This window comes from Tepidamorphus sp. 3E244 (genome assembly GCF_046159835.1).
Lineage (GTDB): Bacteria > Pseudomonadota > Alphaproteobacteria > Rhizobiales > Tepidamorphaceae > JACKJK01.
This window is the reverse complement of the sequence record NZ_JBJXCY010000002.1, coordinates 617,625-641,440: the sequence shown is the minus strand read 5'-3', so window position 1 is coordinate 641,440 and position 23,816 is coordinate 617,625. Positions and strand designations below refer to the sequence as shown.

The following is a 23,816-nucleotide window of genomic DNA, read 5'->3' as shown; positions in this document are numbered from 1 at the left end:
GGGCCGCTTCGTATCGGTGTCCGCCTAATGGCGGGCCACTTCGTATCGGTGTCCGCCTAATGGCGGGCCACCTGGCTCTGCAGCGCGCGGATGCGGTCCGCCAGCGACTGTGCCGACTTGCTCTCGCCGCCAGCCGGCGTCGAGACGAGATCGTCGGCCATGTTGCGGATCTCGCCGTTGTCGCCATCGAGCGCGCTCGTGAGGCTGACGACTTCCGCTGCCAAGTCGTTCAGGTGCTCGCGAAGCAGCGCGTTCTCGCGCTTCTCCGTTTCCCATTCCTTGTCGGCGACGACGGGTGAGCCGTTGCCGTTCGCCACGACGCCGGCGCGCGAGCGCGACCCGTTTCCAGCGCGCAGTTCGGTCAGTTCGGTTTCCAGCTTCTGAAGCTTTTCCTCGGCGCGCACGCGCTGCTTGTTGGCAGTTGCAAGCTGTGCCGCCAGACGTCCCGCCTCGGCGTTGCGCTCGGACATGGAACCAGTGGCGGTGTCGATCTCCCGATCCTTCTCCGTCACCAGCTTGCGCTCGGTCGCGAGTGCTCGCTTGAGGCCGGCAATGTTGGAGTCTGCTTCCGCAATCGCCTTTTCCTGCTTGTCGATGGACTGGCGCAGGCGACGGACTTCACCATCGCGGGCAGACAATTCTGTCTCGCGCTCGGCCAGCATCTTGCGGACGGACTTCATCTCGTCCTCGGCCTCGGTGATGCGGGCCTTCAGCTTGGCGATGTTCTCGTCGCGCTCCGACAGGTTGGCCTTGAGCGCTTCCATGCGCGTCTTCAGGGCCACAACCTCGACCCGGCGGGTATCCGACAGGGTGTTGAGTTCGGCGATTTCGGCATCCCTGCGCGACAGTGCGGACTGGCGCTCGGCGAGCGTTGAATCGCGCGCCTCGATGGCGTTGTCGCGGGTCGAGAGTTCCTTGTCCTGCTTGGAGAGGCGCGAATCCAGTTTCTCGACGCGCTCGAGAAGCTCTTCCTCGGTGCGGCGGCGATTGATGATCTCGACCTTCTGGCTGCGGATGACCTCGTCACGCTTGCCGATCTCGGCCTGGTGGCGCGCGGACTTCTGCTTCAACTCCTCGATGGAGCGTTCCAGCTTGCGCGCGGCCATGGCGAACTCGGCGCGCATCTGGTCCTTGTCGGCCTGGATTTCGCCCATGGAGACGGGGAGCGCGCCACGAATGCGGCGTCCGGTGATCTTGGCAGCGCGCCGCCAGATGACGGGGATTGCGAGCACGGCGAGAATGCCGGCCGTGCAAAAACCCAACGCGAACAACATGATCCACTCGATCATCGTACTCTCACCCGTGCCTGGAACGCTTTTGTTTCGTGTCGCTGGTCGTCGATTTCGGTGATTTCGTGCCGCCGGATCGGCGGTGCCGGACAATGCTTGCCCACACTGACAGTTCCCTGTGGAGCCATCTTGCCATGGAAGCTGTCCGAACCGAAAGATTTACCTTTCATCAAGGCTAACGCGAAAAGCCGCACATGCGAAAACGGCCGGCGAGGGCGCCGGCCGTTCGTCAATTCAGCGGTGTGGAAACCGTCAGATCAGAACGGGTTCCAGGTCGGGTGCGCGGTCAGTTTGAGGTAGCCGATATTGGCGCCCAGACGCGCGCCGATCCCTGAGCGGATCGGTGCCAGCACCATGTTATTGTTGCCGTAGAAGGCAACGCCAAGACCGGCGATGGCGTAGGCCGAGCCGTTCACGCCGCCATAATACTTGTAGAGTTCCGGAACGGAGGGGAGATTGTAGACCAGCGTCATGCAGCGGCTGCCTTCGCCACCGAAGTCCCAGCCGATGGTCGGGCCCTGCCAGTAGACGCGGTGCATGCCGGCATTCTTGGTGTAGAGCGTGCCTTCGCCGTAGCGCAGGCCCGCGACAATCGCGCCGCTGCCTTCCTCGCCGAGGATGTAGCCGTTGGGACGGCCAGCCTGGCTGAAGCAATATTCCACGGTTTTTGCGAGGCCCTTGGACACGGCACCGAAGAAGCGGTGGCCGGTGTCGACGATCTCGTCGGAAGAATAGGTTGCATTGGGATCTGCGAACTGGGCCAGCGCGGTCAACGGCGCGGCGGTGGTCGCGCCGGTGGCGGCGAGGCCGGACACGAAGTTGCGACGGTTCAGCATGGACTGTCTCCGAAAGTTTCCAGGCGACCCGTCGCAAGCGCTGCTTGGCTGTTTTTTAACGCCTGCAGGTGCACGCTCACGGCCATTGAGCCGCTCTTGCGGCGCAGTATGGTAGCGAGTTGGTTAACAAAATGTCGGCAATCCGGCCAAATGCTGGCGTGGCAACACTGGTGGCGCTTTTCGCGCTGCCTGTTGCAATCATGTTCGGTGGTGGCGCGAAAGCTGCCGGGCAGGTGCCGGGCCAGCCGGTGCCGCAAAACGCGCTGCCGGTTTCCGTCGACGCAACCACGGGCTTTGCCATCGCCGGGTTTGACCCGGTGAGCTATTTCACCGACGGGCGGCCGCGCGCCGGTGATCCGTTGAACCTCGCTCGCTGGCATGATGCGGCCTGGATTTTCGCCAATCCCGGCAATCAGCAGGCTTTCGACGCGCACCCGGAACTCTATGCACCACGCTTCGGCGGCTTCAGCGTCGTGTCTCTCGCGCGCGGGCACTACGCGTCCGGCAATCCCGAGCTTTACGTCATGCACAAGGGCGGTGTGCTGCTCTTCCACACGCCGCAGCAGATCGCCGTGTTCAACGAAGCACCGGACGAGTTCGTTGCCATGGCGGAAGCCGAGTGGCGGCGCATGAACGGCCTTCCCGAGCCGAAGCCGGAAAAGAAGGTCGAGCCGACCTCGCCGGATGCGCCTGCTCCCGACATCTTCAACTGATCTCTCAGCCTGAGACGGCCTGCCTGTTCGCCGTCACGCGGAAGCGTTCCGGCGGTTCGGGTGTTCCCCACGCGATGAAATGTGGGTTGAGATATTCACCCGGCCGCTGGCCGTAATCCATCGGCTCGCCGTCGCGCCGCACCACGCAGCCGCCAGCCGCCCGCAGGATCGCGTCGCCTGCCGCCGTATCCCACTCCATCGTAGGGGAGAGGCGCGGATATACGTCGGCTTCACCACGGGCCAGCAAGCAGAACTTCAGCGCCGAGCCGGCACTCACGGTTTGTTCGATGCCGATGCGCGCCAGGTAGTCACGCGTTTCCGCACTCAGGTGCGAGCGGCTGGCAACCGCCTTCATCCCGTTCGCGTCCGGCTTGCGGGTTGAAAGGCGCCGCCACGCGGACTGTGGTGGCAGGCACGCGTCTTCGCTGGACGGGTTTTCCACATCCGCCTCGCAGGCCCCGCGCGAGCCATCGGCAAAGCAGATCCAGCCAGAGGCATCGCGCCACGCAGGTGCATAGAGCGCGCCGGCAATCGGCGCGCCGTTGTCTATGAGCGCGATGTTGACGGTGAACTCGCCGCGCCCCGCGATGAACTCACGCGTGCCGTCCAGGGGGTCGACGAGAAACATCCGGGCCTCGTGCGCCGGGACCTGTCCGGCCGACACGGACTCCTCGGCGATCACGGGAACGTCCGGGAAATGTTCGACGAGTCTCTGGAGGATGATCCGCTCGGCGCGCTTGTCGGCTGCGGTCACGGGGGAATGATCCGATTTTTCGTCCACGTCGAAATTCGAGTGGAAGACGTCGAGAATGGCTATTCCTGCCTCGATCGCGATGGCTGCGAGCGTCGCGCCGATGCCGCGAGCGGGGTCGAAATCCGAATTTGTCATGGCAGTCCTGTCCATCGCGGCTTGGCAGCGCCGGGCGACGCATTGTATCAACCGGTCACTGATTTGCACCCGGCAGCGATTGCTCGGCTGACGTGGCGGCACAATGATGCGGAGGACCGACATGAGCCAAGCAGAAGCGCCCGGCCCGATGGAACTTGCAGCATTGCTGACCTCAAAGATCTGTCATGACCTCATCAGTCCCGTCGGCGCAATCAACAACGGCCTCGAAGTCATGGCCGATGAAGCCAATGCCGACATGCATGAATTCGCGCTCGACCTCGTGGTCAAGAGCGCCGAACAGGCCAGCAACAAGCTCCAGTTCTGCCGCATGGCCTACGGTGCCGGCTCGTCGGCGGGCAGCGAGATCGATCTTGGCGAAGCCGGGCAGGTCACGCGCGGTTTCATCGAGAGCGAGCGGACAAAGCTGAACTGGGCCGCGCCCCACGGCGCGCTTGCGAAGGACAAGGTGAAGCTGCTGCTGAACCTCATCATCATCGCCAACACGATCATTCCGCGCGGTGGCGAGATCACCGCCGACGTGAACCGCGATACAGGAAGCCTGAAGGTTTTTGCCAAGGGCACCAATGCGAAGGTGCCGGCGGGTGTGCGTGAACTGGTGTCGGGAGAGATGCCGGAAACCGGCATCGATGCCCATTCCATCCAGCCGTACTACACCAAGCTTGTCGCGGCAGATGCTGGTCTTGTGGTTGCTTTTCAGCCCGGCGAACAAAGCTGCACGATCACCGCGGTACCGGCCTAAAAGCAAAAACTACATCGCTCTACCAAGATCGGTGCAATCCATCCTTAACGGTTTGCCCCCACTATTCGGTCAAATCCGGCTCGAACGGCCGGCAACCCGACAAGATGGGCGTATCGTATGGATGATCTTCTTAGCGAGTTTCTGACCGAAACCCACGAAAGCCTCGACGTCGTCGATGTGCAACTTGTTCAGTTCGAGCAGGAACCGAACAACGCCAAGATTCTCGACAACGTTTTCCGCCTCGTACACACGATCAAGGGAACGTGCGGCTTCCTCGGCCTGCCGCGCCTTGAAGCACTCGCACATGCGGGCGAAAGCCTCATGGGCAAGTTCCGTGATGGTGCGCCGGTGACGCAAGAGGCAGTTTCGCTGATCCTCAAGTCGATCGACCGAATCAAGGAAATTCTGAATCTCCTCGGCGAGACAGGCGCGGAGCCGGAAGGTTCCGACGACGACCTGATCGCCGAACTCGACAGGCTTTCGGAAGAAGGTGCGCGCGCCATCAGCGGCGAGGCAGCGCCTGCCGAAGAGCCGGGCGAAGCAGTTGCCGAGGCCGACGAGGCCCCCGCCGAAGCCGTGGCAGAACAGGCCGCCGGTGAGTCTCCCGGTGTCTTCCAGGAACTGGAACGCCCGCTGAAGCCCGGTGAAGTTTCGCTCGACGACCTGGAACGTGCGTTCCTGGAAGCCGAGGGCCCTGATCTTGATGCCATTGCCGCTGAAGTGAAGGCTGCTGCGCCCGAGTCGAAGAAAGAGCCGGCCAAGGCCGAGGACAAGGCCAAGCGCGAAGCGCCGGTCCAGCAGGCCTCGCTGCGCGTCAATGTCGAGACGCTGGAGCACCTCATCACGATGGTCAGCGAACTGGTGCTGACCCGCAACCAGCTTCTGGAAATCGTGCGCCGCCACGAGGATTCCGAATTCAAGGTGCCGCTGCAGCGCCTCTCCAATGTTACGGCCGAGCTGCAGGAAGGCGTCATGAAGACGCGCATGCAGCCCATCGGCAATGCGTGGCAGAAGCTTCCGCGTATCGTTCGCGACCTTGCCCAGGAACTGGACAAGGATATCGAACTCGAAATGATCGGTGCGGAGACCGAGCTTGACCGTCAGGTTCTGGAGCTCATCAAGGATCCGCTTACCCACATGGTCCGCAACTCCGCCGACCACGGGCTCGAGACCACCGAGGACCGCGTTGCCAAGGGCAAGTCCGGCAAGGGCCTCATCCGGCTCTCGGCTTATCACGAAGGCGGCCACATCATCATCTCCATCGCCGATGACGGGCGCGGCCTGAACGCCGCGAAGATCCGCCAGAAGGTGATCGAGAAGGGCCTGGCGACCGAAGCCGAGATGGAGAAGATGTCGGAAACGCAGATCCAGCGTTTCATCTTCAACGCCGGTTTCTCCACCGCTGCCGCCATCACCTCGGTTTCCGGCCGCGGCGTGGGCATGGACGTGGTGCGCACCAATATCGAACTCATCGGCGGGTCCATCGACCTGAAGTCGGTACAGGGCGAAGGCACGACATTCACCATCAAGATTCCGCTGACGTTGGCCATCGTGTCGGCGCTCATCGTGGAGTGCGCCGGCCAGCGTTTCGCCATCCCGCAGCTTGCGGTGGTGGAACTGGTGCGTGCGCAGTCCGACAGCGATCACAAGATCGAGCGCATCAAGGACACGCCAGTCCTTCGCTTGCGCAACCAGTTGCTTCCGCTCATGTCGCTGCGCGACATCCTCGGCATGGAACATGCCACGGCAACCGCCGACGGTGACGAGGGCAGCGTGGTGGAGGATGCCGATAGCGGCTTCATCGTCGTCATGCAGGTTGGCGGCAACATCTTCGGCATCGTGGTGGACGGCGTCTTCCACACCGAGGAAATCGTCGTGAAGCCGATGTCCACGATGCTCCGCAACATCCCGACCTTCTCCGGCAACACCATCCTGGGCGACGGTTCGGTCATCATGATCCTCGACCCGAACGGTGTCGCGAACACGATCCGCAACGACGTGGTCGAGGCGCTCGCCAACACCAGCGCGGCAGCCGAGGAGCGCAGCAGCGCCCGCGAACTGACGAGCCTGCTGTTGTTCACTGCCGGCAGCGAAGATCCGAAGGCGGTTCCGCTTTCGCTGGTCACGCGACTGGAAGAGATCCCAGTGGAGAAAATCGAGCGGTCCAACGGACGCCTGCTGGTGCAGTATCGCGGCAGCCTGATGCCACTGATCTTTGTCAGCGAAGAGGTGAAGCTGCGCGATTCCGGCACCCAGCCGATGCTGGTCTTCACTGAAAACAACCGCTCCATGGGCCTGGTGATCGACAAGATCGTCGACATCGTCGAGGACGAACTCAACATCGAGGTACAGTCCGCGCTTCCGGGCATTCTCGGCTCGGCGGTCGTCAAGGACCACGCCACCGAGATCATCGATGTGGGTCACTTCCTGCCGATGGCGTTCGACGACTGGTTCGGCCGCAAGGAAATGTCGGCAGCCTCCCTCGACCGCACCATCATGCTGGTCGACGACTCGCCGTTCTTCCTGAACATGCTGTCGCCGGTGCTGAAGTCCGCCGGTTACAAGGTGAAGACCTATTCCAGCGGTGCGGCTGCCTTTGCAGCACTCGAAGCGGGCGAAGAGTTCGACCTCGTCGTCAGCGACATCGAGATGCCCGAGATGAACGGCTTCGAGCTGGCCGAGCGCATCTCGCGCAGCAACTCGCATTCGCGCCTTCCGGTCATTGCGCTGTCCTCGCACAGCGAACCGGCCGCCATCGAACGCGGCCGCCAGGCCGGCTTCCATGACTTTGTCGCCAAGTTCGACCGCCACGGCCTTCTCGCCGCGATCGGCGAATTCGGCCAGAACCGCACCGGAGTTGCCGCATGAGCGCCGAGATGATCCAGGACAACGACAACGGCGAGACCCGCGAATACATCACCGCGGTGATCGGCAAGCAGCTTTTCGGCATGCACATCAACGACGTGCATGACGTGTTCATCCCGCAGAACATGACCCCGGTGCCGCAGGCGCGCGGTGACATTGCCGGCGTGCTGAACCTGCGCGGGCGTATCGTCACGGCCATCGACATGCGCCGCAAGCTCGGCCTGCCGCTGCGCGAGAAGGATGCGCTGCCGATGGCTGTTGGCATTGAGCACAAAGGCGAATCCTACGGTCTCGTCATCGACGAGGTCGGTGAGGTGATGCGCCTGCAGAATTCCGCCATCGAGGCGACGCCGACGAACCTCGACAGCAAGTGGGCCGAGATTGCCACCGGCGTGTGCCGGCTGGAAGGCCAGCTGATGGTTCTGCTCGACGTGTCGCGCGTGCTCGCGATGTCCAGCGAGCCAGTCGCCGCGTAAGCTTTTGGCAAGATGCCGGCGATAGGATGCCGGGTGGTGAGTTGTAGTTCAGCGTACGGGGATACCCGATGAAAACATGCCTTGTCGTCGACGATTCCAGCGTTATCCGGAAAGTCGCTCGGCGCATCCTTGAAGATCTCGGCTTCATGGTCAGCGAAGCCGAGGACGGCGATACCGCGCTTGATGCCTGCGCGGATGCCTTCCCGGATGCGATCCTTCTCGACTGGAACATGCCGCGAATGGACGGCATTTCCTTCCTGGAAAAAATTCGCTCGCTGCCCGGTGGCGATGCGCCGAAGGTCGTTTTCTGCACGACGGAAAATGACATCGGCAAGATCGCCCGCGCGCTGCGCTCGGGTGCCGACGAATACATCATGAAGCCGTTCGACCGCGAAATCGTCGAAGCCAAGCTGCTCCAGACTGGACTGCTGGCCTGACGACGGGTTGCCCGCCCTCGGGCGGCCTGTTTCCTTTCCAGCCGGTTCGCCGGTGCTCACGCCTCCAGGACCGAGACCGATGACACTGACCGCCACCCGTCCCACTTCTCCACCGGCCTCGGCCGCCAACGCCATTCGTGTCTGCGTGGTCGACGACGCCGTCGTCGTGCGCGGCATGGTCACCCGCTGGGTCAACGAGGAAGACGGTATCGAACTGGTCGGCAGCTATCGCAACGGCCAGGTCGCGGTTGAAAAAGCGCCGCAGGACAAACCGCACGTCATCGTTCTCGACATCGAGATGCCCGAGATGGACGGGCTGACGGCGCTGCCGCTGCTGCTCAAGGCCTGCCCGGGCGTGAAGATCGTCATGGCATCGACCCTGACGCGCCGCAATGCCGAGATCAGCCTCAAGGCGCTGTCGCTTGGCGCGGCCGACTACGTGCCCAAGCCCGAGACCAATTCCGGGGTCTCGACCTCCAGTGATTTCCGCCGCGAGCTGATCGAGAAGATCCGCGCGCTGGGTGCTGCCGCCGCCGGCCGTCCGCAGGCACGCGTGCCCTTCAGCACGCCGCCGTCTGCCAAGCCGGGTGCGGCTGCTGCGCGTCCCGCGACCGCTGCGCCCTCGCCGGGCCTTGCGCCCGCAGGTGGTGCCGGCGAGCCGATCAAGCACCGGTCATTCTCGCGCATCCGGCCCACCGCGCTGGTTATCGGTTCTTCAACCGGCGGCCCGCCGGCGCTTGCCAAGCTCCTGGGGACGCTTTCTTCCGATATCTGGAAGCGGATGCCGGTCCTGATTACCCAGCACATGCCGGCGACGTTCACCGCCATCCTGGCCGAGCATCTGACGCGCGCCGCGCGCATCCCGGCTGCCGAGGCCGAAAACGGCGAACCGATTGTTCCGGGCCGCATCTACGTCGCGCCGGGCGGCAAGCACATGATCGTGGCAGGCACGCGCGCCGCGCCGAAGATCCGCTTGACCGACGATGCGCCCGTGCACTTCTGCAAGCCGGCGGTCGATCCGCTCTTCCAATCGGCTGCGACGGTGTGGAATTCCGCCGTGCTCGGCGTGGTGCTGACGGGTATGGGATGTGACGGGGCCAACGGCTCGGTCAGCATTGCCGATGCCGGCGGCACGATCCTCGCGCAGGACAAGGAATCCAGCGTCGTGTGGGGCATGCCGGGGGCCGTGGCCCAGTCCGGCGCCAGCGCGGCACTTATGACGGTCGAAGAAATCGGCAGAAAGATCAACAGTCTCGCCATGGGGGCGCTCGCGTGACACCCGCAGATTTTGCCTTTTTCCAGACCTTCCTGAAGCAGCGTTCGGGCCTCGCGCTCGCCGCCGACAAGGAATATCTCCTCGAAAGCCGGCTGAAGCCGATCCTTCGCCGCAACAGCATCGAGGACATTGGCGAGGTCGCGCGCGAGCTGCGCGCAGGCCGCAACCGGGCGTTGGAAAACGCTGTCGTGGAAGCGATGACGACAAACGAGTCGTTCTTCTTCCGCGACAAGACGCCCTTCGACCAGTTTCGCGACCAGGTGATGCCCGACATCATCAAGACGCGCGGCGTGAACAAGCGCTTGCGGGTGTGGTGCGCGGCAGCGTCCACGGGCCAGGAACCCTACTCGATCTCCATGATCCTGAAGGAGATGGCCCCGCAGCTTCCCAACTGGCGCACCGAGATCATCGGCACCGACCTGTCCAACGAGGTGCTGGAAAAGGCTCGCGCCGGTCTCTACAGCCAGTTCGAGGTTCAGCGCGGCCTGCCCGTTCAGATGCTGCTCAAGTATTTCGAGCAGCAGGGCGAGATGTGGCAGCTGAACCCGGCCATTCGCGCCATGGTGCAGTACCGCACGCTGAACCTGCTGGAGAATTTCTCCAATCTCGGCCAGTTCGACGTCGTTTTCTGCCGCAACGTGCTGATCTACTTCGATGCGCAGACGAAACTCGACGTGCTGAACCGCATTTCCAGGGTTCTCGCTCCCGACGGCTACCTGGTCCTGGGTGCAGCCGAGACGGTTGTCGGCCTGACCACGGATTTCGTTCCGCAGCAGGGTGGGCGCGGCATCTACCGGCCCAACGGACACGGCAAGGCGGCTGAACGGCCGGCCATGCGACTGGCCGCAAATGGCGGTGCCTTCGGCGGCATCGGCAGCGGCGCCGCTGCGCCTGCGGCAAGCCCGGTTTCTGCGACACGTGCTGGATCGAATGTTCTCCCGATCACGGGTGTTCGCCCGCGCTGAAGTTCAGGCTTAGAGTCCGCTTTGCCAGAGGCGGGATTCTGAATCGGGCTGAAGCCTCAAGTGGCTGACAGACAAAAGAAAAACCCCGCAGCCGGTTCCGACTGCGGGGTTTTTCTTGGTTGCTTGCCTGAAGCGTTGCGTCAGGCTGCCATCTCGTCTTCGGGATCGCGCAGGACGTAGCCGCGGCCCCAGACGGTCTCGATGTAATTCTTGCCGCCGGTTGCGGTGGAGAGCTTCTTGCGCAGCTTGCAGATAAAGACGTCGATGATCTTCAGCTCCGGCTCGTCGATGCCGCCATAGAGATGGTTCAGGAACATTTCCTTGGTCAGCGTCGTGCCCTTGCGCAGCGAGAGCAGCTCCAGCATCTGGTATTCCTTGCCGGTCAGGTGCACGCGCTGGCTGGCGACTTCCACCGTCTTGGTGTCGAGGTTGACGGTGAGGTCTCCGGTCGTGATGACCGACTGGGCGTGACCCTTGGAGCGACGGACAATGGCGTGGATGCGCGCGACCAGCTCGTCCTTGTGGAAGGGCTTGGTCATGTAGTCGTCGGCGCCGACGCCGAGACCGCGAACCTTGTCCTCGACCCCGGAATTGCCCGAGAGAATGAGGATCGGCGTCTTCACCTTTGAAAGGCGCAAGGTCTTGAGAACCTCGTAGCCGCTCATGTCCGGCAGCCCGAGATCCAAGAGAATGATGTCGTAGTCATAGATCTTGCCGAGGTCGATTCCTTCCTCGCCGAGATCCGTCACATAGACGTTGAAGCTCTCCGACTTGAGCATCAACTCGATGCTCTGCGCTGTCGCGCTGTCGTCCTCGATCAGCAAAATCCGCATACTGAAAATCCCTTCCGCTGCCTATCCTGGGCGAGGCTCACTCGCATTCCTTGCGAGTCCCCGTGCCTGCCGCGGCCTGCGAATCCGATTGTTAACGCCCAATGGTTAACAAAAACTGATTCGCGTCAACTTTTACGTTAGACTCCGAGTTACGCGAATCGCCCCAGAGCACTGAAAAACTGAATGATTTTGGCCCCAATATGGTTAACAAATTACTTTAAGAACGGAGTGCAGATGATTCATCCGACTCGCCGTTTGCAGGCGGTTCACCCGTTTTCGGTAACTGTTTTGGGGATCGCGGCGCGGGGCGCCGTTCATCCACATTATTTTCGGAGATCGTAAACAAATGGTTTCCGCCGCCCGTTCAGCCCCATCTTCGGCGCCGACGAAGTCGAGCGAGCGCCTGCGCGCGCTCTCGGCCGACGTCGAGACCATCGGCGAGGTGGAGCTTTTCGGCCGTGTGGCGGCGCTGCAGGGCTTGCTGGTGGAGGTGGCCGGGCCGGTGCGGCAGATGCGCGTTGGCTCGCGGCTGCGGATCGCCGACACCGAGGATCACATTGTCTATTGCGAAGTGGTGGGCTTTCGCGGTGAGCGCGCGCTGGCCCTGCCGCTCGACCCGCTCGAAGGCGTGCGGATGGGTTGCCGCGCCGTGGTGGAGGATGAAGACCCGGTCATCCGGCCGACCAACGGCTGGCTTGGCCGGGTGATCGACGGACGCGGGCGGCCGATGGACGGCAAGGGCCGCATGGATGGCGGCGCCGATCCCTACCACCTGCGCGCAAAGCCGCCGGCGGCACACACCCGACAGCGCGTCGGCAAACCGATCGACCTTGGCGTGCGCGCGCTCAATACGTTTGCAACGTGCTGCCGCGGGCAGCGCATGGGCATTTTTGCAGGCTCCGGCGTCGGCAAGTCGGTGCTCTTTTCCATGATCGCTCGCAATACCGATGCCGATGTCACGGTCATCGGTCTGGTGGGCGAACGTGGCCGCGAGGTCCAGGAGTTCCTGCAGGACGATCTTGGCGAAGAGGGTCTCAAGCACGCCTGCGTCGTCGTCGCGACCTCGGACGAACCCGCTTTGATGCGCCGGCAGGCTGCGATGATGGCCATGACGGTCGCGGAATATTTCCGCGACCAGGGCAAGAACGTGCTGCTGATGATGGACTCGCTGACGCGATTTGCCATGGCACAGCGCGAAATCGGCCTTGCCAGCGGCGAGCCGCCCACTGCCAAAGGCTATACGCCGACCGTCTTCACAGAATTGCCGCGCCTGCTGGAGCGGGCAGGTCCCGGGCCGGCCGGCAGCGGCAACATCACCGGGCTTTTCACCGTGCTCGTCGATGGCGACGACCACAATGAACCGGTGTCGGACGCGGTTCGTTCCATCGTCGACGGACACATTGTGATGGAAAGATCGATCGCGGAGCGCGGAAGATACCCCGCCGTTAACATTCTGAAATCGGTTTCGCGTACCATGCCTGAATCGTCGGCAGCCGAGTACCGTCCCGCCATCAAGCGGGCGCGCAATCTGCTCGCCACCTATGCGGACATGGAGGAGTTGATACGGCTTGGTGCCTACAGGAAGGGGAGCGACCCGCTGGTCGATGAGGCAATCGTCCTCAACGCACCGCTGGAAGAATTCCTGAGCCAAGCCAAGGACGAGGCAACGACGATAGACGAAGGCTACCGGAAACTTGCAGCCATTGTTGGGGTCACCGGGGCTGGTAAGGCTGATGAGTAAGGAGTGAGGCCATGAAGTCGCGAGAAAGCTTGATTCGATTCAAGCGTTTTCAGGTTGATGAGAAACGCCGCCACCTGGCGCAGATCGAGACCATGATTTCCGAGTTCCACCGCATGGCGGATGATCTGGAGCGCCAGATCAAGGACGAGGAAAGCCGCGCGGGGGTGACCGATATCGGTCATTTCGCATATCCGACATTTGCACGCGCCGCGATGCAGCGCCGCGATAACGTGCTTGCCTCGGCAGGCGAACTGGACGGCCAGTTGCGCGATGCGCAGGATGCGCTGGCCGAGGCGCTCGAAGATCTCAAGAAGATCGAGATTCTCGAGGAGCGCTCCACCGACCGTGAACGTGCAGCCGAAGCGCAGCGCGATCAGGCGGAAATGGACGCACTGGCCGGACGTCTCGCCTTCCAGGGCTGACGTTCCACCAAAAACGACACCTTGCTCCGGGCACGTGGCGGATAACACCGCCACGGGCCTGAAGCGTGTCTGCGTCCGTGCGCTTGTGAGGACGTGTGACTGACCCGCCAAGGGCGCGGGCTCAGGGGCGCAGGCTGTGGCGTGCGAGCCGCTCGTAATGCGGGCGCGCCTCGTCCGCGATGTGTTGCAGGTGCGCGGGCAGGACCGGGAGACCTGCGTCTTTTTCTGCGGGCGGTGCGAAGCCGGTCGAACGCTCGACCTGATGATACCAGTGTTTCGCCCAGATGCCGTCGGTGGCGTGGATGCCGGGCTTCCATGACAGCATGTCGGGCAGAAAGGTCACGCCCAGCCGTTCACAAAGCTGCTTGAGGATCGATTCCGGATTCTCGCGCACGTCATGGGCGGCGATGACGGGCGGTGCCTCGCCCAGCATGTCGGCCACCATGTCGAAAAGTTCTGCCTGGACGACGAAGCCGATATCGGCGAGTTCGACGCGCTCGCGCTTGGCGACGTAGGACGCCAGAACGCGCTCGGGTTCGCGGATCAGGAACGCGTGGGACACCTTGCCCATCCACTCGCGCGGGACCGACGGGATCATGTGGTGCGTCATGTGCTTCTGGTAGAAGACCGACTTGCCACCCGGCACCGGGCCGGTGAGCCAGTCCGCGACCTTGTGCGGGTCTTGCTCGCCATCGGCGATGATGTCATCGCGCATCGGGTGGTCGAGATTCGTCGCATCGAGGTAGGCGGCATAGAACGGCTCGTCGGTGACAAAGCTGTCGGGGCGCGCGCCGAAGCTGCGCATCATCGCGGTCGAGATATTGCGCGGACCCGACCACATGGCGATGCGGACGGGATCGTTCACAGCACGTCCTGCCATTCCGGGGTCTTTTCGATCATCGCCTTGGCGAAGGGGCACAGCGGCAGCACCTTGATGCCGGCCTCGCGGGCATCCTTCACCGCGCGTTCCACCAGCACCTTGCCAACGCCAAGTCCGCGCAGGGCATCGGGCACGCCGGTGTGGTCGATGATGATGCGTGACGGCCCGGCCTTCGAATAGGTCAGCTCGGCATCCGGCTTTCCGGGAATGCGGGCGATGTAGCGCCCCTTGGTCTCGCCGTCCTCACGGATGATCTCGATATCGGTATCGCTCATCTGGAAGTGTCCTGTCTGGTGATGGAGCGCGCCGCCAGCGCCTTGTAGGCATCCGACAGCGTCTGGGTCAGGGGTCCGGCGGTAACGGTGTCCTCGCCCGGCTTGCCGATGGTGCGCCCGTCGACTTCGCGCACGGGCACGAGGCCCGCGAATGTGCCGGTAACGAAGGCTTCCTCCGCGCCGTAGACGTCCGTCAGGGAGAACCGCTTCTCGCGAACGGTGAGGCCGGATTCTTGCGCGACCTGGATTACGTTGGCGCGGGTGATGCCGCCGAGGCAGTAGTCGCCCGTCGAGGTCCAGACCTCGCCCTTTCGCACGATAAAGAAGTGCGTCGAGTTGCAGGTGGCGACGAACCCGTCCGGGTCCAGCATCAGCGCCTCGTCCGCGCCGGCCTTGGCCGCCTGGATGCAAGCGAGGATGCAGTTGAGCTTGGAATGGGAGTTCAGCTTCTGGTCCTGCTCGGCAGGGCCGGTGCGGCGCACGTGCACGGTGAAGAGCGAGATGCCGCGGGCGCGCACCTGCGGCTTCGCTTCCTTGTACTCGGGAATGATGACGACGGTGGCGGGACCGATGGTCACGCGCGGGTCCTGATATGGCGTGCGCTTGATGCCACGCGTCACCATGAGGCGGATGTGCACGCCGTCGCGCATGTCGTTGGCGGCAAGGCAGGCGAAGATGCGGTCCGCCAGTTGCGCGCGCGTCAGCCCGACATCCATGTCGATGGCCTTGGCGCCTTCGAACAGTCGGTCGAGATGGGCATCGAGAAACGCGACGCCACGATCCATGACGCGCAGGCCTTCCCAGACGCCGTCACCGAGGATGAAGCCGGAATCGAAGACCGAGACGGTGGCCTCGGCGCGGTGTTTCAATTCGCCGTTCACGTCGATCAGGATCGTGGCGTTGCGCGGGTCGTCCTCGTAGTCGTGGGTGGAAGTCATCGATGGCCCTTCAGATCACGACGCGTTCGGCAATGATCGGCACATGCGGAGCCGTATCGCGCGGCAGCAGGCCGGTGACGCGCGGGTCGTCTGCAATCTCGATGCCGATGGCATATGGCTCGAAGCCGGATGCCTTGTAGAAGTCGATGGCCTTGGGGTGGTCCAGCGTGCAGGTGTGGACCCACAGCCTGCGGATGCCGCGCATGAAGGCGCGGTTGATCGCCTCGCTCATCAGGTAGCGGCCAAAGCCTGCGCCGACGCGCTTCGGCGTCAGGCCGAGGAAAGCCAGTTCGGTTTCCCCCGAGACGCGGTTGTCGAGTTCGAGGATGCCCACATCGCGTCCGCCGCCTGTCATGGCGTAGGCCTCGACGCGCGGATCATCGAGGATGGCGCGCAACTCGTCCTCGGGCAGGATCAGCCGGGAGTACCAGAGCCACGGCCCGCCAATATCGCGGTAGAGCGTGAGGTAGCGGTCCACGTCGGCGCCCTTCAGGCGCTCCAGCGAATAGCCGAAGGGCGAGCGCATCGGCGCGAAGCCTTTGGGGGGTGCCTTCATTTCAAGCATGGTCGCGATGGAAGCGATCATGCCGTGGGGAAGCTCGGTCAGGCCGTTGACAGTCAGCGGTATCGTATTCATCGCGCCAGTTGGCGCAGGATCGGCGGCGCGGTCAAGCGGTGGAGCGCGCGCGAAACGCCGTCAGGCGGCGGCCCGGGTGTCGGCGACGTTGCCGAGCGTCTTCAGGCGAGCGCGGATATGCACCTCGTTCTGGGACATGACGGTTGTCTGCGGGCGGAACCGCTCGACGATGGCGCGTACGTGCGGGCGGTTGGCGGCGCTCGTCATCAGCACGGGCAGTTCGCCGTCGCGGGCGGCCTGCTCGAAGGAATCGCGCACGTTCTGCACGAAGTTCTGGAGCTTGGACGGCGCCATGGCGAGCTGGCGCTCCTCGCCTTCGCCGACGAGGGACTGCGAGAAGGCGTGCTCCCAGTCGGGCGACAGCGACAGGATCGGCAGGTAGCCGCCCGGCGCCATGTGCTGCGCGCAGAGCTGGCGCGAAAGCCGCGAGCGAACGTGCTCGGCGATGGCCTGCGGGGAACGGGCAAAGGACGCGGCCTCGGCAATGCCTTCGAGGATCGTCGGCAGGTCGCGGATCGAGACACGCTCGGCAAGCAGGTATTGCAGCACGCGCTGGATCGCGGACATGGAGACCTGCCCCGGTACGATGTCGTCCACCAGCTTCTGCTGGTCGCCCGGCAAGTCCGCCAGCATCTTGGACACGTCGGCGTAGGACAGCAGTTCCGACATGTTGGCCTTGATGGACTCGGTAAGGTGCGTGGAGATGACTGTCGCCGGGTCGACGACGGTGTAGCCCTTCATCTCGGCGCGGTCGCGCTGGCTTTCCTCGCACCAGGTCGCCGGCAGGCCGAATGTCGGCTCCACCGTGTGGAAGCCGGGCAGGTCGATCTGGCCGCCCGCGGGGTCCATCACCATCACCTGATTGGGGAAGATGGTGCCGGACCCGGCATCGACTTCCTTGATGCGCACGCAGTAGTCGTTGGCCTCGAGCTGCACGTTGTCGAGCACGCGCACCGGCGGCATGACGAAGCCCAGTTCCTGCGCAAGCTGGCGGCGCAGCGCCTTGATCTGGTTGGTGAGGCGGTCCTCGCCGTCAGCCGAGTTGACCAGCGGCAGCAGGCCGTAGCCGACTTCCAGCTTGATGTCGTCCATGGCGAGCGCGGCAGAGATCGGCTCTTCCGCCGGGACCACGGGCTGGGCTGCCTCGAACTCCTTCTGCTCGGCCTCGACGACGGCGTTCTGCTTCGACTTGTTCGTCGACCACGCCATCGCGCCGACCGCAGCCGACAGGCCAAGGAACGGCAGCAGCGGGATGCCCGGCAGCAGGGCGAGACCGGCCATGACGCCGGACGTCATGCCAAGGGCCTTGGGGTAGCTGGAAAGCTGGGTGACGAGGGCGGTATCGGAATCCTCGCTGACGCCGGCCTTGGAAACCAGAAGGCCGGCAGCGATGGAGACGATGAGCGCGGGCACCTGCGAGACGAGGCCGTCACCGACCGTCAGCAGCGTGTAAGAGGCGCTGGCTTCGGCGAAGCTCAGGTCCATCTGGCCGACGCCGATGATGATGCCGCCGATCACGTTGATGAAGGTGATGATGAGGCCGGCGATGGCATCGCCACGCACGAACTTCGAGGCACCGTCCATGGCGCCGTAGAAGGCGCTTTCGTCTTCGAGGTTGCGGCGGCGGGTCTTGGCGGTTTCCTCGTCGATGAGACCGGCGGACAGGTCGGCGTCGATCGCCATCTGCTTGCCGGGCATGGCATCGAGGGAGAAGCGCGCGGCGACTTCCGCGATACGGCCCGAACCCTTGGTGATGACGACGAAGTTCACCGTGACGAGGATCGCGAAGACGATCAGCCCGATCACGAAGTTGCCGCCCATCACGAAGTTGCCGAAAGCCTCGATGACGCGGCCAGCCGCTGACGTGCCTTCGTGGCCGTTGGCGAGGATCAGTCGGGTGGAGGCGAGGTTAAGCGACAGGCGCAGCATGGTCGCGACCAGCAGCACGGTCGGGAAGGCTGAGAATTCCAGGACGCCGCGAATGAACAGCGCGGTCATCAGGATCAGGACCGAAAAGATGATCGAGATCGCCAGCATGATGTCGAGCGCGAACGGCGGCATCGGCATGATGAGGACGACGAGGATCGTCATCACGCCGAGCGCGAGCGCGATATCACCACGGCGGATGAAATCCACGATCTCGCGGAAGGTGGGGACGCCCCCTCCCTCGGCGGTGCGTGCGCTGGCTCTGCTGGTGTCGCTCATCAATGTTCCCGTGGCCCGGTGTACCCGGCAATTTTTGCCGGGTTCATGGTTAACCGATGGTTAATCGGGCCGCGGAGCGGACGAAAAAAGTCAGGCGACGGAGCGACTTTCGCCCGGCTGCGGGATGTCGTGACCTTCGGCCGAATACTGGTTCAGCTTGTTGCGCAGCGTGCGGATGGAGATGCCGAGAATGTTGGCGGCATGGGTCCGGTTGCCGATGCAATGGTCCAACGTGTCGAGGATGAGATCGCGCTCCACGTCGGCCACGGTGCGGCCCACGAGGTTGCGGGTCACGGCCTCCGCCGTCATCGCCGCCTGCGAGGCGGCATCGCCGGAGGAGAGGCTCGCGCCATCCGGCATGGCAAGGGCTTCTGGCCCGATCTCGCCACCCATCGACAGCAGCACGGCGCGGTGGATGGTGTTTTCCAGCTCGCGCACGTTGCCGACCCAGCGATTGCGTACCAGTTCGCGGCGCGCGTCCGCCGACAGCGGCTTTTCGTCCATGCCGTTGGCTTCGGCATACTTGTGGGCGAAATGGTCTGCCAGTGCGAGCACGTCTTCCGGGCGCTCGCGCAGCGGCGGAATCTTCAGCGTCACCACGTTGAGGCGGTAGAGCAGGTCCTCGCGGAAGGTCCCGGCCTTCACCGCATCGGCCAGGTTGCGGTTGGTGGTCGCCAGAATGCGGATATCGACGGGGACGGGGCGCGTGCCGCCGACACGGTCGATCACGCGTTCCTGGATGGCGCGCAGGAGCTTCGCCTGAAGGCGCACGTCCATCTCGGAGATTTCATCGAGCAGCAGGGTGCCGCCGTTGGCTTCCTCGAACTTGCCGATGCGCCGCCCGACGGCGCCGGTGAAGGCGCCCTTCTCGTGGCCGAAGAGTTCCGATTCCAGCAGCGCTTCGGGAATGGCGGCGCAGTTGATGGAAATGAACGGCTTCTCGTTGCGCTTGGACTTGCGATGCACGAAGCGGGCGAGAACCTCCTTGCCGGTGCCGGACTCGCCGGAAATCAGGATCGAGGCGTCGGCGCCAGCGATCTGCTCGGCGAGGCGCACGACGCCGGCCATGTTGGCATCGCGGTAGATGAGCGCATGGCTCTCATCGGCGACTGCGGCAAGGACGGCGGCAATCAGTTCCGGGTCCGGGGGAAGGGGGATGTATTCCTTGGCCCCGGCCTGGATGGCGGTCACGGCAGCGCGGGTGTCGGTATCGGTGCCGCAGGCGACGACGGGAACGTGGAAGCGTTCCGCCGACAGCTTGGTGATGAGATCGGCGACATCGAGCATCACGTCGATCATCACCAGGTCGGCACCCTGTCCGGCGCGCAACGTGGCGAGCGCCTGGTCGACCGTCTCGGCGTGGACAACCTTCGCGCCCTTGCTCATGGCGATCCGGGTGGCTTCGGTGAGCTGACCCTTCAGCGTTCCGGCAATCAGCAGTCTCATCGCTCAATCTCCCGCGAGCCGCACTCAGGCGCGCTCGTCCTTCACGATTTCCGTCATGGTCACGCCGAGGCGCTCTTCAACGAGCACGACTTCGCCGCGCGCCACGAGGCGGTCATTGACGTAGATGTCGATGGCTTCACCGACCTTGCGGTCGAGTTCGACGATGGAGCCCTCGCTGAGCTTCAGGAGGTCGTTCACCTCCATGCGCGAGCGGCCCAGCACGGCGGAAACCTTCACCGGTATGTCGAAGACGGCTTCCAGCTCGCCGGCGGTGTGGTGGCCGCTGTCGTCGTCGTGGTCATGCGAGTGGGACGCACCGCCTGCCGGCAGGTCGCCGATCTCGCCGAACGGGGTATCTGTTTCGTCGGACATGGGGTCAGGCCTCCTGGCCGTCTTGCGGTGAATTTTGCGTGTCGTCGCCCGGGCCGCCGCTCACGTCGTCGGCCATGGGTTCGGGGCGGCCGGGGCGCGCCTGCGGGCGGCGCAGTGCGAAGCGCTTCACGGCGTCCTCGATGCTGGCTTCCAGTTCTGCGCTGTCGCGAACCATGCCGCCGTCAGCCCATTCGAGCCGTGCGTCGCCGGGGATGATGTCCGGGTCGCCGAGCACGACGATGCGACCCTGCACGCCGGTTTCGCGCGCAAGCTTGTCGACGCGTTCCGAAAGCGGTTCGGACAGGGATTCGTGCACGCGTAGAACGATGTGGGGAATGGTGCGGACCTCGTCGATGGCCTGCCGGAACAGGTCGACGATCTCGACCAGCGGGTAGCGGGCAACGAGCGCGCGCGACAGCTTGCGGGCCATCTGAACGCCAACGTCGACAGCGGCATCCTCGGCCATGTGGCGGTGGGCGTCGGAGGCGGCGATCAGGCCGGGCAGGGTGTCGAACAGTCGGTCGCAGGCCTTGGCAAGCTGGTTTTCGATGCGCGCGGTCGCGGCAGCGCGGCCGGCGGCTTCGCCCGCGGCATAGCCTTCCTGGCGCGCGTCATGGGCGGCCTTCTTGAGGTCTTCCTCCTCATAACGCTCGGGCTCGGGTTCGCCGGTCTGCGCAATCGCGAAGACCTCGTCGAACATGTACGGAGCGGGCTTTGCCATCATTTCCACTTTCAACTCTCAACCAGAGGCGGATGGTCAGTAGACCATCTCGTCCTCGCCACCCTTCTTGCTGATCTGGATCTCGCCGCGTGCGGCGAGGTCCTTGGCCATGTTGACCATTCTTCCCTGTGCCTCGTCGACGTCCTTGAGGCGCACCGGCCCCAGAACGTCCATGTCTTCCTGAAGCATCTTGGCGGCACGCTGCGACATGTTCTCCATGAAGAAGTCGCGCATCTTTTCGCTGGCACCCTTCAGGGCGATGGCGAGCTTGTCCTTGTCGACGCTGCGCATGAGCGTCTGCATGCCGGCGGCATCGAGGCGGCCGAGATCGTCGAAGGTGAACATGAGCTGCTTGATGCGGTCGGCGGCTTCGCGGTTGTCTTCCTCCAGCGCGGTCAGGAACCGGCTCTCGGTCTGTCGGTCGAAGTTGTTGAAGATGTCGGCCATCAACTCGTGCGCATCGCGGCGGCGCGTCTGCGAGAGGTTGGCCATGAACTCGATGCGCAGGGTCTGCTCGATCTTGTCCAGGATGTCCTTCTGGATCGATTCCATGCGCAGCATCCGGGCGACCACGTCCAGCGCCAGTTCCTCCGGCAGGATGGAGAGAACGCGCGAGGCGTGTTCGGCGCGGATCTTTGAAAGCACCACTGCGATGGTCTGCGGGTACTCGTTCTTCAGGTAGTTGGCGAGAACGTCTTCCTGAACGTTGGACAGCTTCTCCCACATGGTGCGCCCGGCGGGGCCGCGGATTTCTTCCATGATCGCGTTGACGCGATCCTCGGGAAGGAACTGCACCAGCAGGCGCTCGGTGTTCTCGAAGTTGCCGACGAGCGCACCGGCCTTGCCGAGCTCCATGATGTACTGACCGAGCAGCTGCTCGACGATTTCCGGGGAGACCTTGCCGAGCCTGGACATGGCGATCGAGATGCGGCGCACCTCGTCGTCATCGAATGCAGCCCAGACGGCACGGCCATGTTCCTGGCCGAGCGCGAGCAACACGATGGCCGCCTTCTCCGATCCGGAAATCGAGGTTAGCGGTGTGTTGGCGTCGATATCGCGGACGGTCGGGGTCGTCGGATCGATGGTGGCGACCTGCTGGCTCATGCCGCCTCCTGGATCCAGTGACGCAGCACGTTGACGGCTTCAGTGGGATTGGATTCGACGATCTGGCCGACTTCTTCCATGACTTCCGCCTGGACGCTGCCGGCGGCTTTCGCGGCTTCCAGGAATTCGGGCTTGGGCGCGGGCGCGCGTTCTGCCTGCGGCGCGGGCAGGGCGGCGGCCGCGTCAGCGCTCTGGTCGGTCAGCTGCGCGGCCTTGTCGGCCTCGGGCTTGGGCTGTTCGGCCAGGATGCGGCGCACCAGCGGACGCACCACCAGCAGCAGGACGAGCAGGCCGACGATCAACAGCACCACCATCTCTGCAATCGAGAAGTAGTCTTCCTTGGTGAAGGTCAGGAAGCCACCCTCGTCAGCCGCTGCAAGCGAGACAGGGTTGTCGGCAAAGCGCAGGTTCACGACCTCGATGCTGTCGCCACGGCTCTCGTCGTAGCCGACGGCGTTGCGCACCAGCGCCGAGATTCGGTCGAGTTCCTGCTGGGTGCGCTCCTGGTAGACGACGTCGCCGTTGTTGCCGGTGCTGTAGACTCCGTCGACGACCACCGCGACGGAGAGGCGGCGCAGGTTGCCTGCTTCCTGCACCTGGGTGCGGGTGGTGCGCGAAATCTCGTAGTTGACGACTTCTTCCGTCGTGTTGCCGGCCTGGGTCGCGTTGCCGTCATCAGCGCCATTCTGGTTGGCGCCGGGGAGTTCGTTGCCCACCGTCACGCCGTCATTGGCGACAGGTTCGCTGGATGTGTTCTGCTCTTCGCGGGTCTGGGTGGAGCGCACCACACGACCGGCCGGATCATAGATGTCGGCGGTCTCGGTGGTGCGGGTCGTGTTGATGTCGGCTGCGATGCGCACCCGCACGCGGTCGTTGCCGACCACGGAGGCGACCAGCGCCTCGACCTTGTTGCGCAGGTGATGCTCGATCTCGACGCGGCGTTCGTCGAGGGTGGCGGACATGGCAAAGGCATCGTTGGATTCAGCAGATGCGAGCAGCTTGCCGCGCTCGTCGACGACGGACACCCGGCCCGGAGACAGGTCTTCCACGGCGGAGGCAACGAGGTGCTGGATCGCCTTGATCTGCGACATTTCCATCATGCCTCGGGACTTCAGGACGATCGAGGCAGAGGGTTCGGTGCGGTCACGGGCAAAGAGCTGGCGCTCGGGCAGCACGAGGTGCACGCGCGCGGCCTGCACGCCCTTGATGGTGCGGATCGAGCGGGCAAGTTCACCTTCCAGCGCGCGCAGGTGATTGACGTTCTGGACGAAGCTCGTCGCGCCGAGGCTGTCGCCCTTGTCGAAGATCTCGTAGCCGACACCGCCGCCTGACGGGAGGCCGTCCGCTGCGAGGTCCATGCGCAGGCGCAGGACCTGGTCGCGCGGGACGAGGATCACCGCGCCGTCCTGGCGCAGGTCATATTCGATGGCGCGCGAATCAAGTTCGCCCACGATCGCGTTGGAATCCTGGAATGTGAGGTCGGTGTAGAGCGGCACCAGCGGGGATGTGGAGAGCCGCATCACGAACCAGACGAGGAAGCCGAGCAGGCCGAGCGAGACCGCGCCCATCGCGGCAATGCGCGGTGCGCCAAGGCTTTTCAGGAAATCGAACAGCGGATTCAGCACGTGTTGCCCCTGGCCAGTTGCGGGCGGATGCGCGGCTTGCAAGGTGCGGAAGGGGAAATTCTTGCCTGCCGGTGCAACCGCCCGATGGGCAATAATTTCCTAGCTGGTGGT

General features: G+C 64.0%; 23 protein-coding genes. 9 read left to right on the top strand and 14 right to left on the bottom strand.

Annotated features, from left to right (window positions below; all coding sequences use genetic code 11):
• Positions 1-56: 56 nt before the first annotated feature.
• Entirely contained in the window at positions 57-1,289 is a 1,233-nt protein-coding gene (locus ACKTEK_RS11910) for a hypothetical protein (protein WP_409165516.1), read from the bottom strand.
• Positions 1,290-1,546: 257 nt separating this feature from the next.
• Positions 1,547-2,125: a DUF1134 domain-containing protein gene (locus ACKTEK_RS11905; RefSeq protein WP_409165515.1), complete on the bottom strand. Its 579-nt coding sequence runs from the start codon at positions 2,123-2,125 to the stop codon at positions 1,547-1,549.
• A gap of 158 nt (positions 2,126-2,283) precedes the next feature.
• Between ACKTEK_RS11905 and ACKTEK_RS11900 the strand changes: the two genes are divergently transcribed.
• The gene (locus ACKTEK_RS11900; RefSeq protein WP_409165514.1) at positions 2,284-2,838 is read left to right on the top strand and encodes a YHS domain-containing (seleno)protein; all 555 of its coding nucleotides are present in this window, start codon (positions 2,284-2,286) and stop codon (positions 2,836-2,838) included.
• Between the two features lie 4 nt (positions 2,839-2,842).
• Here the strand turns inward: ACKTEK_RS11900 and cysQ are convergent, their stop codons facing one another.
• Complete coding sequence (cysQ, locus tag ACKTEK_RS11895) at positions 2,843-3,850, bottom strand: 3'(2'),5'-bisphosphate nucleotidase CysQ (RefSeq protein ID WP_409165513.1); 1,008 nt, start codon at positions 3,848-3,850, stop codon at positions 2,843-2,845.
• Between cysQ and chpT the strand changes: the two genes are divergently transcribed.
• The 6 genes from chpT to ACKTEK_RS11865 all read left to right on the top strand — a co-directional run bounded on the left by chpT (position 3,849) and on the right by ACKTEK_RS11865 (position 10,506).
• Entirely contained in the window at positions 3,849-4,487 is a 639-nt protein-coding gene (chpT, locus tag ACKTEK_RS11890; RefSeq protein WP_409165512.1) for a histidine phosphotransferase ChpT, read from the top strand. The two genes, cysQ and chpT, sit on opposite strands and share 2 nt — an antisense overlap.
• Positions 4,488-4,604: 117 nt before the next feature.
• Positions 4,605-7,355: a chemotaxis protein CheW gene (locus tag ACKTEK_RS11885; protein WP_409165511.1), complete on the top strand. Its 2,751-nt coding sequence runs from the start codon at positions 4,605-4,607 to the stop codon at positions 7,353-7,355.
• Complete coding sequence (locus ACKTEK_RS11880) at positions 7,352-7,828, top strand: chemotaxis protein CheW (RefSeq protein WP_409165510.1); 477 nt, start codon at positions 7,352-7,354, stop codon at positions 7,826-7,828. Before ACKTEK_RS11885 ends, ACKTEK_RS11880 begins: the two co-directional genes overlap by 4 nt.
• A 68-nt stretch (positions 7,829-7,896) precedes the next feature.
• Positions 7,897-8,265 carry a response regulator gene (locus tag ACKTEK_RS11875; RefSeq protein WP_409165509.1) on the top strand — a complete coding sequence of 123 codons (369 nt, stop codon included), beginning with the start codon at positions 7,897-7,899 and terminating at the stop codon, positions 8,263-8,265.
• Between the two features lie 79 nt (positions 8,266-8,344).
• Complete coding sequence (locus tag ACKTEK_RS11870; RefSeq protein WP_409165508.1) at positions 8,345-9,541, top strand: chemotaxis response regulator protein-glutamate methylesterase; 1,197 nt, start codon at positions 8,345-8,347, stop codon at positions 9,539-9,541.
• Positions 9,538-10,506, top strand: a complete 969-nt coding sequence (locus tag ACKTEK_RS11865; RefSeq protein WP_409165507.1) for a CheR family methyltransferase — start codon at positions 9,538-9,540, stop codon at positions 10,504-10,506. Before ACKTEK_RS11870 ends, ACKTEK_RS11865 begins: the two co-directional genes overlap by 4 nt.
• 140 nt (positions 10,507-10,646) lie before the next feature.
• Here ACKTEK_RS11865 and ctrA read toward each other — a convergent pair whose 3' ends face one another.
• Entirely contained in the window at positions 10,647-11,339 is a 693-nt protein-coding gene (gene ctrA / locus ACKTEK_RS11860) for a response regulator transcription factor CtrA (protein WP_409165506.1), read from the bottom strand.
• 403 nt (positions 11,340-11,742) lie between these two features.
• On the opposite strand from ctrA, the gene fliI reads away from it, so the two are divergent.
• Together fliI and fliJ are read left to right on the top strand one after the other, a co-directional pair.
• Positions 11,743-13,080, top strand: coding sequence for a flagellar protein export ATPase FliI (fliI, locus tag ACKTEK_RS11855; protein ID WP_409166151.1), 1,338 nt, complete (start codon positions 11,743-11,745; stop codon positions 13,078-13,080).
• Between the two features lie 11 nt (positions 13,081-13,091).
• Positions 13,092-13,502: a flagellar export protein FliJ gene (fliJ, locus tag ACKTEK_RS11850; protein ID WP_409165505.1), complete on the top strand. Its 411-nt coding sequence runs from the start codon at positions 13,092-13,094 to the stop codon at positions 13,500-13,502.
• Between the two features lie 121 nt (positions 13,503-13,623).
• On the opposite strand, the gene ACKTEK_RS11845 is transcribed toward fliJ, so the two are convergent.
• The 10 genes from ACKTEK_RS11845 to fliF all read right to left on the bottom strand — a co-directional run bounded on the left by ACKTEK_RS11845 (position 13,624) and on the right by fliF (position 23,705).
• Positions 13,624-14,382: a hypothetical protein gene (locus ACKTEK_RS11845; RefSeq protein ID WP_409165504.1), complete on the bottom strand. Its 759-nt coding sequence runs from the start codon at positions 14,380-14,382 to the stop codon at positions 13,624-13,626.
• Positions 14,364-14,657 (bottom strand): GNAT family N-acetyltransferase, encoded by a 294-nt coding sequence (locus ACKTEK_RS11840; RefSeq protein ID WP_409165503.1) that lies wholly within the window; start codon positions 14,655-14,657, stop codon positions 14,364-14,366. Before ACKTEK_RS11840 ends, ACKTEK_RS11845 begins: the two co-directional genes overlap by 19 nt.
• Positions 14,654-15,595, bottom strand: a complete 942-nt coding sequence (locus ACKTEK_RS11835) for an aminotransferase class IV (RefSeq protein ID WP_409165502.1) — start codon at positions 15,593-15,595, stop codon at positions 14,654-14,656. Before ACKTEK_RS11835 ends, ACKTEK_RS11840 begins: the two co-directional genes overlap by 4 nt.
• A gap of 10 nt (positions 15,596-15,605) precedes the next feature.
• A complete protein-coding gene (locus ACKTEK_RS11830) occupies positions 15,606-16,232 on the bottom strand; it encodes a GNAT family N-acetyltransferase (protein ID WP_409165501.1) in 627 nt (208 codons plus the stop codon).
• A 60-nt stretch (positions 16,233-16,292) separates the two neighbouring features.
• Positions 16,293-18,437, bottom strand: a complete 2,145-nt coding sequence (gene flhA, locus ACKTEK_RS11825) for a flagellar biosynthesis protein FlhA (protein ID WP_409165500.1) — start codon at positions 18,435-18,437, stop codon at positions 16,293-16,295.
• 90 nt (positions 18,438-18,527) lie between these two features.
• The gene (locus ACKTEK_RS11820) at positions 18,528-19,883 is read right to left on the bottom strand and encodes a sigma-54-dependent transcriptional regulator (protein ID WP_409165499.1); all 1,356 of its coding nucleotides are present in this window, start codon (positions 19,881-19,883) and stop codon (positions 18,528-18,530) included.
• Positions 19,884-19,907: 24 nt separating this feature from the next.
• Positions 19,908-20,255 carry a flagellar motor switch protein FliN gene (fliN, locus tag ACKTEK_RS11815; protein WP_409165498.1) on the bottom strand — a complete coding sequence of 116 codons (348 nt, stop codon included), beginning with the start codon at positions 20,253-20,255 and terminating at the stop codon, positions 19,908-19,910.
• A gap of 4 nt (positions 20,256-20,259) precedes the next feature.
• Complete coding sequence (locus ACKTEK_RS11810) at positions 20,260-20,976, bottom strand: flagellar assembly protein FliH (protein ID WP_409165497.1); 717 nt, start codon at positions 20,974-20,976, stop codon at positions 20,260-20,262.
• Between the two features lie 36 nt (positions 20,977-21,012).
• Positions 21,013-22,080 (bottom strand): flagellar motor switch protein FliG, encoded by a 1,068-nt coding sequence (gene fliG, locus ACKTEK_RS11805; protein ID WP_409165496.1) that lies wholly within the window; start codon positions 22,078-22,080, stop codon positions 21,013-21,015.
• A complete protein-coding gene (gene fliF / locus ACKTEK_RS11800; RefSeq protein WP_409165495.1) occupies positions 22,077-23,705 on the bottom strand; it encodes a flagellar basal-body MS-ring/collar protein FliF in 1,629 nt (542 codons plus the stop codon). The genes fliG and fliF overlap by 4 nt, the downstream gene beginning before the upstream one ends.
• Between the last annotated feature and the right edge of the window lie 111 nt (positions 23,706-23,816).